14 protein-coding genes, 1 pseudogene and 1 CRISPR repeat array (1 of these 16 cut by a window edge) are annotated in these 14,272 nt (G+C 40.7%); of the genes and pseudogenes, 2 read left to right on the top strand and 13 right to left on the bottom strand.

Annotation, left to right across the window (positions count from 1 at the left end; genetic code table 11):
- Positions 1-1,002: direct repeats of the CRISPR family, unit length 37 nt; unit sequence ATTGCAATTCATCAAAATCCCTATTAGGGATTGAAAC (it extends 1,063 nt beyond the left edge of the window).
- 44 nt (positions 1,003-1,046) lie between these two features.
- The 4 genes and pseudogenes from CDG76_RS18555 to CDG76_RS18540 form a co-directional block, all read right to left on the bottom strand.
- Positions 1,047-1,569: pseudogene (locus CDG76_RS18555) on the bottom strand (hypothetical protein).
- Between the two features lie 5 nt (positions 1,570-1,574).
- A complete protein-coding gene (locus CDG76_RS18550; RefSeq protein WP_094350420.1) occupies positions 1,575-2,096 on the bottom strand; it encodes a DUF29 family protein in 522 nt (173 codons plus the stop codon).
- A 5-nt stretch (positions 2,097-2,101) separates the two neighbouring features.
- Positions 2,102-2,620, bottom strand: a complete 519-nt coding sequence (locus tag CDG76_RS18545; RefSeq protein ID WP_094350419.1) for a DUF29 family protein — start codon at positions 2,618-2,620, stop codon at positions 2,102-2,104.
- Between the two features lie 103 nt (positions 2,621-2,723).
- The gene (locus CDG76_RS18540) at positions 2,724-3,347 is read right to left on the bottom strand and encodes a class I SAM-dependent methyltransferase (protein ID WP_094350418.1); all 624 of its coding nucleotides are present in this window, start codon (positions 3,345-3,347) and stop codon (positions 2,724-2,726) included.
- A gap of 93 nt (positions 3,348-3,440) precedes the next feature.
- On the opposite strand from CDG76_RS18540, the gene hemH reads away from it, so the two are divergent.
- Positions 3,441-4,607: a ferrochelatase gene (gene hemH, locus CDG76_RS18535; protein WP_094350417.1), complete on the top strand. Its 1,167-nt coding sequence runs from the start codon at positions 3,441-3,443 to the stop codon at positions 4,605-4,607.
- Between the two features lie 129 nt (positions 4,608-4,736).
- On the opposite strand, the gene CDG76_RS18530 is transcribed toward hemH, so the two are convergent.
- The 7 genes from CDG76_RS18530 to CDG76_RS18505 form a co-directional block, all read right to left on the bottom strand.
- Positions 4,737-5,273: a DUF4126 domain-containing protein gene (locus CDG76_RS18530; protein ID WP_094350416.1), complete on the bottom strand. Its 537-nt coding sequence runs from the start codon at positions 5,271-5,273 to the stop codon at positions 4,737-4,739.
- Positions 5,274-5,807: 534 nt separating this feature from the next.
- Complete coding sequence (gene purB / locus CDG76_RS18525; protein ID WP_094350415.1) at positions 5,808-7,103, bottom strand: adenylosuccinate lyase; 1,296 nt, start codon at positions 7,101-7,103, stop codon at positions 5,808-5,810.
- A 40-nt stretch (positions 7,104-7,143) separates the two neighbouring features.
- Positions 7,144-7,695, bottom strand: a complete 552-nt coding sequence (locus CDG76_RS18520) for a DUF421 domain-containing protein (RefSeq protein ID WP_094350414.1) — start codon at positions 7,693-7,695, stop codon at positions 7,144-7,146.
- A 186-nt stretch (positions 7,696-7,881) separates the two neighbouring features.
- Complete coding sequence (locus CDG76_RS18515; RefSeq protein ID WP_094350413.1) at positions 7,882-8,898, bottom strand: YihY/virulence factor BrkB family protein; 1,017 nt, start codon at positions 8,896-8,898, stop codon at positions 7,882-7,884.
- A gap of 112 nt (positions 8,899-9,010) precedes the next feature.
- Positions 9,011-9,142 carry a hypothetical protein gene (locus CDG76_RS39135; RefSeq protein WP_262984337.1) on the bottom strand — a complete coding sequence of 44 codons (132 nt, stop codon included), beginning with the start codon at positions 9,140-9,142 and terminating at the stop codon, positions 9,011-9,013.
- 74 nt (positions 9,143-9,216) lie between these two features.
- Complete coding sequence (locus CDG76_RS18510) at positions 9,217-9,918, bottom strand: bacteriorhodopsin (RefSeq protein WP_094350412.1); 702 nt, start codon at positions 9,916-9,918, stop codon at positions 9,217-9,219.
- A 233-nt stretch (positions 9,919-10,151) separates the two neighbouring features.
- Positions 10,152-11,681: a YifB family Mg chelatase-like AAA ATPase gene (locus tag CDG76_RS18505; protein ID WP_094350411.1), complete on the bottom strand. Its 1,530-nt coding sequence runs from the start codon at positions 11,679-11,681 to the stop codon at positions 10,152-10,154.
- 477 nt (positions 11,682-12,158) lie between these two features.
- Here CDG76_RS18505 and CDG76_RS39655 point away from each other — a divergent pair, with 477 nt between their 5' ends.
- Positions 12,159-12,383 carry a hypothetical protein gene (locus CDG76_RS39655; RefSeq protein ID WP_317616128.1) on the top strand — a complete coding sequence of 75 codons (225 nt, stop codon included), beginning with the start codon at positions 12,159-12,161 and terminating at the stop codon, positions 12,381-12,383.
- A 153-nt stretch (positions 12,384-12,536) separates the two neighbouring features.
- Here CDG76_RS39655 and CDG76_RS18495 read toward each other — a convergent pair whose 3' ends face one another.
- Together CDG76_RS18495 and CDG76_RS37440 are read right to left on the bottom strand one after the other, a co-directional pair.
- Positions 12,537-13,763 (bottom strand): pentapeptide repeat-containing protein, encoded by a 1,227-nt coding sequence (locus CDG76_RS18495; protein ID WP_094350410.1) that lies wholly within the window; start codon positions 13,761-13,763, stop codon positions 12,537-12,539.
- Between the two features lie 264 nt (positions 13,764-14,027).
- The gene (locus tag CDG76_RS37440) at positions 14,028-14,168 is read right to left on the bottom strand and encodes a hypothetical protein (RefSeq protein WP_190240894.1); all 141 of its coding nucleotides are present in this window, start codon (positions 14,166-14,168) and stop codon (positions 14,028-14,030) included.
- Positions 14,169-14,272: the final 104 nt, after the last annotated feature.

The following is a 14,272-nucleotide window of genomic DNA, read 5'->3' as shown; positions in this document are numbered from 1 at the left end:
TTCACAATCTTACTCTCGCAGATTGCAATTCATCAAAATCCCTATTAGGGATTGAAACACTGATACACTTGCCACTACAGCCAGTACCACCGCAATTGCAATTCATCAAAATCCCTATTAGGGATTGAAACAACAATTCCTGCCTAGAAGTAACACGAGATTTACCAATTGCAATTCATCAAAATCCCTATTAGGGATTGAAACATACAACTCTTTACGAGTAGAAGCAAGGGCTAATTGCAATTCATCAAAATCCCTATTAGGGATTGAAACTTACTGTATTCCTCTATCCACTCAGGGATCATGCGATTGCAATTCATCAAAATCCCTATTAGGGATTGAAACATCAGAACTACCTACAATCTGACCATCAAAAACTAGATTGCAATTCATCAAAATCCCTATTAGGGATTGAAACTCATCTGAGAGTTTTTTAATGTGCATCTTAATGGATTGCAATTCATCAAAATCCCTATTAGGGATTGAAACTCAGAAACAATCAGGAACATCTTAAATCTTTCTAACATTGCAATTCATCAAAATCCCTATTAGGGATTGAAACAATGTACCCAATGATGAACTCGCATGAAACGAAACCCATTGCAATTCATCAAAATCCCTATTAGGGATTGAAACGTAGCCTTAGAAATTTGTCGGATTTTGCTGATGATTCAAAAAATTGCAATTCATCAAAATCCCTATTAGGGATTGAAACAATCAAATTAACAATGCTAAAAACGACCAGGAAAGAATTGCAATTCATCAAAATCCCTATTAGGGATTGAAACAGGGGACTTAACTACTGGGCAATTTAACCAACTATTGCAATTCATCAAAATCCCTATTAGGGATTGAAACCATAATGACGGTATGATAATTATTGAGGGACGATAATTGCAATTCATCAAAATCCCTATTAGGGATTGAAACATGCTGCTTTTTACCCAAAGAGCGGAAAAGTATTTATTGCAATTCATCAAAATCCCTATTAGGGATTGAAAGAATCAAGTAAAGTTAGTATCAATACTAGACAAATAGCGATAGCCTTATTTTTCCCGATTTATCCAATCTTCTCCACCAGCTAACTGACTGAGATAATCATCCATAACCGCTGGTAATTCCTTTGATGAATAAGTATATGTTAAAGCTAGTAAACTAGTAGTTGTAATTAAAATCTGGCTTTTATCTAGCATTGCTGACAACTGAGAACGAGTAAATTTANCCATTCATTACTTCCTCGCTAGCATCTGCGATCGCATCTTCAATTACTTCCTCTTCTATCAAATTCTCCCATTCGCCTAAATTAATGTAATAAGATGTTTTATTATCTTTGATATTCAGCTTTTTAATTTCTCGGATGGAATTACGAATAGAATTTGCCCATGAACCAGTTAATCGTTGCTCTACTTGGTTCTTAATCAAATGAATCAGCAGAATGTTTAAATAAGTTTGGATATTTCGTAAAATAGCTTGTTTACTCATGCCTTCTAATTCATCAACAATTGCCAAGGCATCTGCATAACGTCCTTCCAAAATACTTTTTTTGAGGTCTATTAATTCCTGCGTCATCTTTTTTACCGCCTACCTGCTTTCCAATCTTCTCCACCAGATAGCTGAGTTAAAGCTTCAGCCACGACTGCGGGTAACTCCTTAGCTGAATAGGAATAAGTTAGTGCCAAAAAGTTCAAAGCAGTCTGAATTATCTGGTTTCTATCTACCATTTCAGCCAGTTGGAATTGATTATATGCTCCATTCATTACTTCCTCGCTAGCATCTGCGATCGCATCTTCAATTACTTCCTCTTCTATCAAATTCTCCCATTCGCCTAAATTAATGTAATAAGATGTTTTATTATCTTTGATATTCAGCTTTTTAATTTCTCGGATGGAATTACGAATAGAATTTGCCCATGAACCAGTTAATCGTTGCTCTACTTGGTTCTTAATCAAATGAATCAGCAGAATGTTTAAATAAGCTTGGATATTTCGTAAAATAGCTTGTTTGCTCATGCCTTCTAATTCATCAACAATTGCCAAGGCATCTGCATAACGTCCTTCCAAAATACTTTTTTTGAGGTCTATTAATTCCTGCGTCATCTTTTTTACCGCCTACCTGCTTTCCAATCTTCTCCACCAGATAGCTGAGTTAAAGCTTCAGCCACGACTGCGGGTAACTCCTTAGCTGAATAGGAATAAATTAGTGCCAAAAAGTTCAAAGCAGTCTGAATTATCTGGTTTCTATCTACCATTTCAGCCAGTTGGAATTCATTATACATTCCATTTAAAACTTCTACACTGGCATCACGCACTGCTACTTCTAGTTCATCTTCAATATAGGTATCCCATTCGTTTAAATTGATATAATAGGATTTTTTATTGTCTTTAAGATTGAGTTTTTTAATTTCTATAAGTGAATTACGAATAGAAGCAACCCAAGAATTTGTTAAGCGCTTCTCTAGTTGATTCTTAATCAAATGAATTAGTAGAATCCTTAAATAAGCTTGGATATTCCGTAGAATAGCTTGTTTACTCATGCCCTCTAATTCATCTACAATTGCCAAGGCATCTGCGTAACGTCCTTCCTGGATACAAGTTCTGAGGTCTATTAATTCCTGTGTCATTTCTATTAACCTCAAAATTCTATTATGCTAATTTCAATATAACAATCACCTCTACTTTATTAATAGCAGAGTCTCTTAGCTGCCATTAATAAAGTAGTATTGTTCATTTATTCGCCTGTATCACTTGCAAACTGCCACCTGCATATAAAGTAGACTTACTCACTTCAAAGCCAGTCTTAGCTAACAACTCAGCTAAATCAGTTTTCAACAATTCCCAAGCTGTTTCCGTCTCAAACAACAACAAAAACACCGATATACCAGGCCAAAATATCGGATTTGTGGGAGCGTGAAAATCCACCAACGTAAACACTCCTCCTGGCTTCAGCACCCGATAAACTTCATTAATAATTTTTCGTAATTGCTGAGGCTGCATCTCGTGTAATGCAACGCTGGTATGCACCACATCAAACAAATTATCTGCAAAAGGCATCTCCTCGGCAAAAGCTTCTACATAAGAAGCTTCCGGTACATTTAGCCGCGCCCGTTGCAAAGACTTAGGTGAAGCATCCAATCCTGTTACGTTTTGTGAAGTTTTTACTAAAAACTCCGTTGTTTGACCACTCCCACAACATAAATCTAAAACCTGAGAATCTGAGTGAATTGTTAAGCCTTGCAAAGCAAGTTGCCGAAAACGCGCTTCACCACCTACACTTAAGGCTGCTAAACGAGAGATACCATCATATAACCACTGATAACGGTAACTCCAATCTCTTAAAATTGTTGCCATTGCATATTTCCTTGCTATTAAGCTTTATATTTAATAAAGATATATTGTTAACATTAGTAAAAAACCTGAAAAGATTGGGGGAAAGTAACTGCTATGGGTCGTGTAGGCGTCTTATTACTCAATCTCGGTGGCCCTGATAAGCTAGAAGATGTTGGGCCGTTTTTGTACAATCTATTTTCCGATCCGGAAATTATTCGCCTACCATTTCGCTGGTTGCAAAAGCCCCTAGCCTGGTTTATTGCCACGCGGCGAACCAGAACATCTCAAGAAAATTATAAGCAAATCGGTGGCGGTTCCCCATTGCGGCGGATTACAGAAGCCCAAGGGGAAGCTTTAAGAGAACAGTTAGGTTTTTTGGGGCAAGAAGTTAATATTTACGTGGGAATGCGTTATTGGCATCCCTATACAGAAGAAGCGATCGCACAGATTACCCAAGATAAGGTAGAACATCTGGTAATATTACCACTATATCCCCAGTTTTCTATCAGTACCAGTGGTTCCAGCTTCCGGCTTTTAGATAAGCTTTGGCAAGAAGATCCAAAACTTCAACCGATTGATTACACCGTCATTCCTTCTTGGTATAAACAACCAGGCTATCTTCAAGCAATGGCGCAACTCATAGCTCAGGAACTTGAGCAGTACCCTAACCCGGATGATGTTCATATATTCTTCAGCGCTCACGGCGTTCCGAAAAGCTACGTTGAAGAAGCAGGCGACCCTTACCAGGTGGAAATTGAAGAATGTACTGCGTTGATTATGCAGACTCTCAATCGACCCAATGCCCATACCTTAGCTTACCAAAGTCGTGTCGGCCCAGTAGAATGGCTGCAACCCTATACTGAAGATGCCCTCAAAGAACTAGGCGCAGGAGGCGTGAAAGATTTGGTTGTCGTGCCAATCAGTTTTGTCTCAGAGCATATCGAGACACTACAAGAAATTGATATTGAGTATCGAGAAGTAGCCGAAGAAGCAGGAATTCACAACTTCCGCCGCGTACCGGCTCCCAATACCCATCCAGTATTTATTAATGCACTAGCTGAATTAGTGATTGATGCACTGAGAAACCCCAGTTTCAAGCTTTCGCAAGCTGCCCAAATGAAAAAAATGGTAAAGATGTACCCTCAAGAGCGTTGGGAGTGGGGTCTGACGACTAGTGCTGAGGTATGGAATGGTCGGATTGCGATGCTGGGTTTTATTGCCTTAATCGTAGAGCTGATTACCGGTCACGGCTTTTTGCACATGATTGGGCTTTTGCAGTAAAGAGTATTGGGGACTGGGGGCTAGGGACTGGGGACTGGGAAAGAAGCTGAGGGAAAGGCGAAAAGGAGTAGGAGAGGCAAGGGAAGAATAATCACAAATCCCCAATCACCAATCCCCAATCCCCAATCCCTAGTTACGCCGATACCAGTCATACCACTGCTTCGCACTACGAACTGCAAACCAGAGCAGTATTAAAGCAATTACTCCTCCTTGCCAAGGAGCATCAAAGGCAAATAGTACTAGAGCAATGCACAAGGTATCTTGAAGGAAGACTGCCCACAACGGTAAGCCACGTAATCGATAGAACCAACCAATTTGGACGAGCTGGAGTACCAAAGCTAATAAACCTCCAATTATGGCAATCAGCCAGTTTGGGGTTGCTGTTGCTGTAGCTACTCCTAACCCCATAATTGCGCCTACAAGGGGAGACATGAATAACTGAACCACTTGGAGCAATCTTTGCCCCCAGAGCTTTTTTGAGACTAATAATTCAATTAATGACCAACTGGTGAGGCAACATAATAATATTGGTGGAGAAATGTGAGATAAAATTGGAACTTGTGACCACAAGTTGCTACCCTGCAATAATCCAATAATTAGCAAAGGTATGCCTATTCTCATTCCTGCTGCCGCAGAGGCAGAAAGTGTGGCTAGGATTTCAATCATCAAAGCACTCGTAATATTAATAAATAACTAAGTATTTGTTATGTATACTACCCAGTGCTGGCAATAATTCGAGCATCAAACAGATTGCAATATTAAATTTTGTTGGTATCTTTATCAAAACAGAATTCAGGAGTCAGGAGTCAGAATGGGCTAAACCTTAGCTATCCGCTAACAGAATTGAATTCTGAACGAAAAAGTGGATAGCGCCGGCGGCAAGCGAGTACTCGTACTCTTACAGAGAAGCAAGCTACGCTTTTAGCGTCTCGTAGAGAGCGTCTTGATTCTGACTCCTGTTAGCGGTAGCGGGGCGTTTAGCCCATTCTGACTTCTGAATTCTTCTTCAATTTCTAATAAAAATTCAAAAATCTAGCTAAAGCCTGAAAACCGAAGTCTCGTAAGCCTTGCAGCGATTGCTTTTCCCAAGACTGATGGAAGAGCGATAACTTGAAATTTCTTTTTTGATAATATCTGCGTATTTTTTGGGGTAACAGGTTTGTAGTAAGCGGTTAAACGCTTACTACAAGCAAATTAATTCTAAATACCTAATCGTTGGTAAACTTCTTCTAAATGCCGCAGATGTTGCTGGGGGTCGAAACAAACCTCTAGTTCTGCCGAAGACAATTTTTGGGTAACACGCGGATCTTTGCTAATCAAGTCTTGGAAATTTCCTTCTGGCTGATTCCAAGCAGCGTGAGCGCTTTCTTGAACGATCGCATAAGCCTCTTCTCGGCTACTTCCCTTGTCTATTAAAGCCAGTAGCACTTTTTGGCTGAACACAACGCCGCCGTAACAGTTGAGATTCCGTTTCATGTTCTCAGGATACACCAACAGGTTTTTTACCAAATCAGTTATTTCTGACAACATAAAGTGGGTCAAAGTACAAGCATCTGGCAAAATTACCCGTTCTACAGAACTGTGGGAAATGTCTCGCTCATGCCATAAAGCAACGTTTTCTAAAGCTGCACCGGCATGACTTCTGACGAGTCGTGCCATTCCTGTCAGTCGTTCCGAACGGATGGGGTTGCGCTTGTGTGGCATGGCTGAGGAACCTTTTTGACCTTTGGCGAAGAATTCTTCAACTTCCAAAACGTCTGTTTTTTGCAGGTTGCGAATTTCTACAGCAAAGCGATCGATGGTTGCGGCTACCAAAGCTAATTGTTGCACGTAGTCGGCGTGGCGATCGCGGGAAATAACTTGGGTTGAGGCTGTATCAGGTTCGAGTCCGAGTTTCTGGCAAGCGATCGCTTCTACACGCGGTTCAATATTGGCATAGGTTCCCACTGCACCAGAAATTTTACCGACAGCGATCGTTTGACGGAGTATTCTCAGGCGTTCTTGGTGTCGCAAGACTTCTGCTAACCAACCAGCTAGTTTAAAACCAAAAGTAATTGGTTCAGCGTGAATACCGTGCGATCGTCCAGCCATCACTGTATGACGATGTTCTCGTGCTTTTTGGCGAATTACCTGAATCAAATCTTCCAAACGTTGCAATAATATATCCAGGCTGGCAACTAATTGCAGTGCTAAAGCCGTATCCAAAACATCCGAACTAGTTAAACCCAGGTGAATGTAGCGTCCGGCATCACCAACATATTCATTGACATTTGTCAAGAAAGCAATGACATCGTGGCGGACTACAGCCTCAATTTCCAGCACCCGCTTTGGATCAAAATCTGCCTTGGCCTTAATTTCTTCAACAGCCTCAGATGGAATGTAACCAAGTTCAGCTTGAGCCTCACAAACAGCAATTTCCACTTGCAACCAAGTTTTTAGTTTATAGGCTTCACTCCACAGATTAGCCATTTCGGGTAAAGTATAACGCTCAATCACAGTTCGGCACAGAATACAACCGTCATATTTTACAGTCTAATTAATGTAGATCGCTTTTTAACGCTACTTTTTGCTCAGGGACGGAACTAGTTTTTGAATCGGACATGATAATACTAATCCTGCCGTCAGCCTCTATATACGCGAACTTCACATCAGCTAAAAATTCTACACCTTGCTGACGTAACTTGCTCATCAACTCATCATCTGTAATTAACTCTCGTTGCAGATGGCGCTCAATCATCCGCCCATTTTTTACCAGTAGCAACGGTGGCGGATTCAAGAAACGTTGGAACTGGGGAAGTTTGTAACCCAACCAGTTCAGCAAGTAACTCCAAAAAATCACTGTTCCTACCAGGATAGCGCCTTCAGTAATTGATGTGTAATTACTTGCCATAGCATTTTGAGCAGCTTCCGCAAATAGTACAACTACGAGTAAATCAGTAATTCCTAATGTTCCTAATTGTCGGCTAGGAAGTAGTCTTAGCACTGAAAACAGCGCTAAGTAGACTAGCGATCCGCGGATAATCAACTCAAAGATGCTGATGCTAGGAATAAAAATTGCTTGCCAATTGATAAAAAACCATTTTTCCATTAGCACTGATTTTCTTCCTTGTTCAATAGAATTCTGGAAAAAATCCAGTATAAAAAGGAGTCAGAATTCAGAATTCCTGAATACTCTACTCATCAAGTGTGGCAAGAATAACTAATTAGCTGGGCTGGATATTAGATACTTTAATATCTATCAGATTTACAAATATAAATCTCCAGTAATCAAGGATTAAAATCGCTGATTTTTTCTTCTCTGCTTTAAGCGTTTGGGCTTTCTAAAATACTGAAAGAAGCGATTAATAAAGCGAGAAGATGGCTTTTTATTAGTTGATGCTTGTTCTCTTGGAGCCTTGCCATTATAGTTTGTGTCATCAGATATATGTACAGCATTTTTAGTTGGAACTATACCGCTTCCATGCCTTCGGGAATAAACTTGAGTAAATTCTGCACCGAAGAAAAGAATCTGTGCGGCATAGTTAACCCAAGCTAAAATTACCACCAGTGAACCAGCAGCACCGTATGTCGATCCAAAGCTGCCATTACCCAAATATTGTCCTAATAAAAATCTCCCAATAGAGAACAAAACTGAGGTGAGAGCAGCCCCAACTAAAACATCACTCCATGCAATTTTGACATCTGGTAGAACTTTGAAAATTAGTCCGAACAGCACTGTTGTGATTGCAAAAGATATGATTAAATTGGCAATCTGCCAGATGAAATCGAAACCTGGTAACAAATTACTAAAGTATGTTACTAATGTTGCTAATATCGTACTAATTACTAGAGAAACTAAAAGTAAAAAGCCAATTCCGATCACCATTGCAAAGGACAAAACGCGGAGGCGAATCATGTTATTTATGCCACGTCCAGGTTTGGGTTTCACTTCCCAAATCGTGTTCATGGCATCTTGCAACTCAGTAAATAAGCCTGTAGCACCCACTAGGAGAACTAGGACACTAATGATGGAAGCGATCGCTCCTGTCTTTGGTTGGTTAGCATTTTTGATAGCTGTTTCGAGAAACTTTGCGCCATCTACCCCGACTAAACCTTGAATTTGTCCGACAATTTGACCTCTTGCCGCCTCCTCTCCAAATACTGCACCTGCGATCGCAATTACAATAATTAGCAATGGTGCAATAGAAAAAATCGTGTAATAAGCTAACGCTGCCGCTAACCGTGAGGCTTTATCGTCACTCCATTCTTTGAACGTCTCTTGTAATAACTTCCAAATTTCTTGCAAATTCATTCAATCAGTCTCCTTGTAGGGGATATCGCTTAGTCCCTGATATATTGGATACTGATTTCCTAAGTTGCGACATCCCCCCAAGGATATTTGTGAAGCGTTCTTGGGGAGGAATTTAGCAGAGTCGGTAATTTATATGACGGGAATATCTATAAAGAATTTGCTTTTTGGTAGAGAATAGGTAGTGCGATCGCTTTAGCATATAAAATGCAGTGGCAGCGATCGCATAATACCTTGATTGATTCATCTAATATCCTTTCGTTAAAATTCGGGGTTTCTTTATCGGTTAACTATCTAAAGCATCGGACTGAAAATTTATACTTACTGATATAACGGTTCCGATTCAGTAACCGATTCTCCTGCCTGTTCTAAATTACGTAAGGTGTTTAACGATAGAAAACCAAACCCGACTTTAGAGGCAATATCTAGTAGCGTATAACCCATTGTTTCCCCGCCTTGACCAAAAACGTTAAACCATTCTGGACTAAGAATCCAGACAATTGGATAGAGTGTCCACAGCACCAGATGCACAGTTACCAGCTTGCGAAATGCTTGCTTGGATCTAGGATGTTTGCGTTCTGCCTCGATCCGGTAGGGCTTGACTAATAAGTAGAAAACCGCCACGTAAGCACCACAACTCACAATATACCAGATGTAGCTGATCGGCTTGGGTGTAACTGTGGCAAGGAAGCCAGTGGCAAGCATATAGGCGTTTGATCCTAACAAGCTACTTGTAATCAGCAGACTGGTTTTTCCCAAGAAAGTCAGATCCAACAACAACAGTGGCGTTGAGCAAAACCAAGTGACAAATCGCACCCAATAAGTTGGACGATCGTTGATGATGTTAACTCCTTGACCGAATGCCATTGCTAAGTACAGCCCACTAGCAATCAAGCAAATGAAAAAATTAAGTGTATACAGTATCTTCCAGCGTTCGTTTTTACCATTGTGTCCGCCTACGCCGAAAAAAGCAGAACCCAGCGCCATACTGATGACACCAATCCACAGCCAAGTTTGAACCATAAATATTTTCCAGCTTTTTGGTAAGTACAAGGGCTTAAATCAAAGCTCGTAGTGAGCGGCTTTAGTCCTTGATAACCTTATATTGAGCGATTTATCGCTCACTACGAACAGAAGTTTTATTTTACATTTAATTACGTCTGCTTACTTAACTATTGAAGCCTGAGCTTTGGATTTTTCGCTGCGTCTAAAGCGTGACGCTAATTCCTACTCTCATTCAGCAACGCCAAAAACTTTTACTGCATTCTATCGATTGTGCGATATTGAATTGCTTCCGCTACATGATTGGTTTTTAGCTCATCTTCTCCTGCTAAATCTGCAATAGTCCGTGCTACTTTGAGAATGCGATCGCTTGCTCTTGCCGATAAACCTAATTTTCTAATTGCTGCTTCTAATAAATTGCGGCTAGCATCATCTAACTTACACCATTTCTGGAGATGACGACTTTGCATGTGGGCATTGCAACGCAGATTTGTTTCTCCTTGGAAACGGGTAATTGCGCGATCGCTTGCTTGTTGCACTCGTTCGCGTACTGATATTGATGCTTCTCCCGTGGGTTGTTGGGTAATTTCTTCTGGTTTCAAGCGATTCACTGCAACTTGTAAATCAATTCGATCCATCAACGGCCCAGAAAGTTTTGCCCAATATTGCTCACGTTGCCGAGGAGAACAAGTACATTGTTGGATGGTATCGCCATAGTAGCCGCAAGGGCAGGGATTAGTACTCGCCACCAAAGTAAACTGCGCGGGAAACGTCACCGATAATTTGGTGCGAGAAATTGTCACATAGCCATCTTCTAGAGGTTGACGCAGAAATTCCAGCACATCTCGTTTAAATTCTGTCAGCTCATCCAGGAACAGCACACCCCTATGAGATAGTGAGATTTCTCCAGGACGAGGGAAGCTACCACCACCCACCAGAGAAGGCCCGGATGCCGAGTGGTGGGGACTGCGAAAAGGGCGATCGCGTACCAATGTACCACGATTTTTCAATAAACCAGCTACCGAATGAATGCGAGTCACTTCTAGAGATTCGGCAAAGCTTAAGGGCGGTAAAATTCCGGGTAAGCGCCGTGCTAGCATCGTCTTCCCACTACCAGGCGGCCCGACAAAAATGAGATTATGTCCACCAGCCGCAGCAATTTCTAAAGCACGACGCCCATGAGCTTGTCCTTTCACATCATGCAAATCTGCGCCAGGGTAGGATACTGTTGTTGTCTGTGTTGTACTATCTATCTGTACAGGTTTGTAACGCCCCGGATTATTTAAAAAATCCACCACCTCAGACAAATGCTTGCAGCCGTAAACAGCCAAATCTTCAACCACTGCTGCTTCTTGAGCATTATCAGCAGGGAGAACTAAACCTGCAATTCCCATCTTTTGGGCTGCTGCGGCGATGGGTAATACACCAGCCACCGGACGCAAACTGCCATCCAAAGAGACTTCGCCCAAAAATAGATAATCCCCCAACAAATCAGCGCTAACTTGCTCAGAAGCCGCCAAAATTCCCACACTAATAGGTAAATCGAAACAGGGGCCTTCTTTGCGTAAATCTGCCGGAGTTAAATTAATTACTATCTTTCGCATCGGAAAGGCAAAGCCAGTATTTTTCAAAGTTGCTTTGACTCTTTCTCTTGATTCTTGAATCGCTGAATCTGGCAGTCCCAAGACAACAATTCCCGGTAATCCCCCTGACACATCGACTTCCACGCCGACTTTGACGGCATCGATGCCCACAATTGATGCACTCCAGACTCTAGCAAGCATTGCTTATATAACAGTAAACCTTTAGAATCTCTAGCAGATGAGTTGGTAGATTGGCATTAGTGAAACCACATAGACGATTTTTTGGAATTAAGGCTAGTGGTCTGTCAATTTGAAATTCATGGGTAAGCAAGTTAGTAGTAAGGACTTTAGTCCTTATTTTCTAAGCACTAAAGTGCTTACTACAAACCCTTAAAACTACAGAGAAGTCTTTTACAGCAATTCAAGAGGTAAAATAACTATTGGAAAAATTATTAAGAATATCAAATATTATTGATAATTGCACTGAACGCATTGGTCGATTTACCAGTTGACTAGTGCTAGTAATAATTGTACTTGGCGTGTGGAATGTTATCGGGCGATATCTCGGAAGAATTAGCGGTAACAACTTCACCTCCAACGCCTACATAGAATCTCAATGGGTATATTTTTGATTTAGTTTTCTTGTTGGGACGCTTGCGCGGCGGACTGGCTTTAGCTGTGATTTTGGTGGGGGCGCTCTTAGCAGCAACTACTGGGGTAGTGGCGGCGACTGTGGTGGCGATGGGTTTGATTTCTCTGCCATTTGTTGGGTTGCGCTTTGCTTCACCCAACCTACAATTTTTCACAAAGCCAAGCGTATTGCCTTATAAACTACCTGATGTTATTAGAAGTGACAATCGCAGCTGTGTTAAAAACCTCTCGGCGTTTCATAATTGTTCGTGATTTAAATTGCAGAAAATTTAGGCTGATAGAGAATATCTATCAGGTTTTTGGCAATTTTTTAGTTTTAGGTACTAAATTAAACACGATAGGGACGCATAACTGTGCGTCCCTATCGTGTAATCAAGTTTTAGATGCTGAAACTTTAGCTTGTTATTACCGCCAATGTTGAGGTATTTTCAAATTTTCCGGTAAAATTGTTGTGCGATCGCCAATTGCCTGTTCAATCTGCTGTGATTCTACATTTTCCGAGCCACTCAAGTTGGCTCCACAGAGGTTAGCTTCTTGGAAATTAGCTTCTTGGAGGTTAGCTGTACTCAGTAATGCACTGTCTAGATTAGCGCCAGCCAGTTTTGCTCTTTGCAAGTTACTGCCAATTAGGTTTGTATCTTGGAGATTGCTACCCTCGAAATTGACTTCTTCCAAGTTGGCATCACAAAGGATTGCTCCTTCCAAGTTGGCATCACAAAGAACTGCTCCTGTTAAGTTGGCATCACACAGAACTGTGCCTTCCAAGTTGGCATCGTAAAGGATGGCTTGAGAAAGGTTCGCTTTTCTGAGAACTGCGCCTTGAAGATTGGCTTCTGGGAGGATTGCTTTTTGCAGGTTGGCTTCATAGAGGATTGAGCCACAAAGACAGGTAACAGATAAGTCTGCTTCAGAGAGGTTTACTCTGGTAAAATTGACCCATTGCAAGTTAGCCCCGACGAAAATTGCTCTAGAGAGGTTAGCTTCCGTTAAGTCTGCATTACAGAGGTCTGTATTGCGTAAATCGAGTTTCTGATTGACTGGATCTTTAGATGAATTGCGTCTGCCAATGACAGTTAAGGCTGTTTGAATATCTGTAGGAAGTTTTGATGATTGCAGCGACTCATCCTCATATTCTCTATTCACTGGGGCATTCTCGCGGATAAAAGCAGCGAGGATTTCCATGATTGTCCAATGATCTTTCGGAGAATCCTTGGCAATTCGTTCTAAAGCATAAATTGCGGCAAATCGCGTTTCAATCTTTTCATTTCCCAGTTGTTCAATTGCTTTAGAAAAGCGTTCAGAAACAATTTCTTGTGGAGCTAGTGGTGTCTGATTGATACAATTTACGATATTGTTATCCCAAGCTATTGTTCCAGACAGGAGTTGCGTTAACAAGCTGTGATTCTCATCCAGAGAGAGTCTAGAGGTATAGTAAGCATTAAGAATTAATGCCAATCCCCCAATAATTATGGCAATTGTTGTTAATGCTTGAGTGATGTATTCAATTTTTTCTTGATTTGAAAATCCTTGAATATTTTCAAAAAATAATATAATTAGAGTGAATGATAAAATAAATATAACTGAGACAAATGCCAACAAAGTCGTGAGTCCATTGGTCTTTATGAAAGACATGTCATAAGTCTTCATATCCGACTCCTTACGGAAGTAAATTTAGGTTGATTCTAAGAGTATCCGTAAAGTTATGATAGAGTACAAACACGGATAAAATTGGCGAACCTTTAAATCTACTATATAAAAATTATCTATATAACAATCCTGAATCATTCACGCTCGACAAGATTATCGACTTTCGAGAGAAGTTTGGGATCTGATTATTCACGAATGATTAGACGTCTGGTGAAGTTAAATATGCGTTCAGGACTTGCAAAAAATAAATTATCCCAAATTATTTGTAGATTTGTAGGGGCGCAACACTGTTCGGTTAAGGCAAGAGACGCGATGAATCGCCGTCTCTACAATAATCAGTCTTTCGTCTTGACGGTGAGAAATTGCGTTTTTGTAATCTAGAATTTTCATCAATAAACCTTAACCGAACCGTATTGACACAATATTTTTCTGGATCGCCCGGAGTATTCCAGGCAATTAAAAAAGCTATATTACTTGTGAAGAATAGTTTAAAA

Origin of the sequence: Nostoc sp. 'Peltigera membranacea cyanobiont' 210A (assembly GCF_002246015.1) — a bacterium.
Classification (GTDB): domain Bacteria; phylum Cyanobacteriota; class Cyanobacteriia; order Cyanobacteriales; family Nostocaceae; genus Nostoc.
The sequence above is the reverse complement of the archived record's forward strand: the minus strand, read 5'-3'. Positions and strand labels throughout refer to the sequence as shown.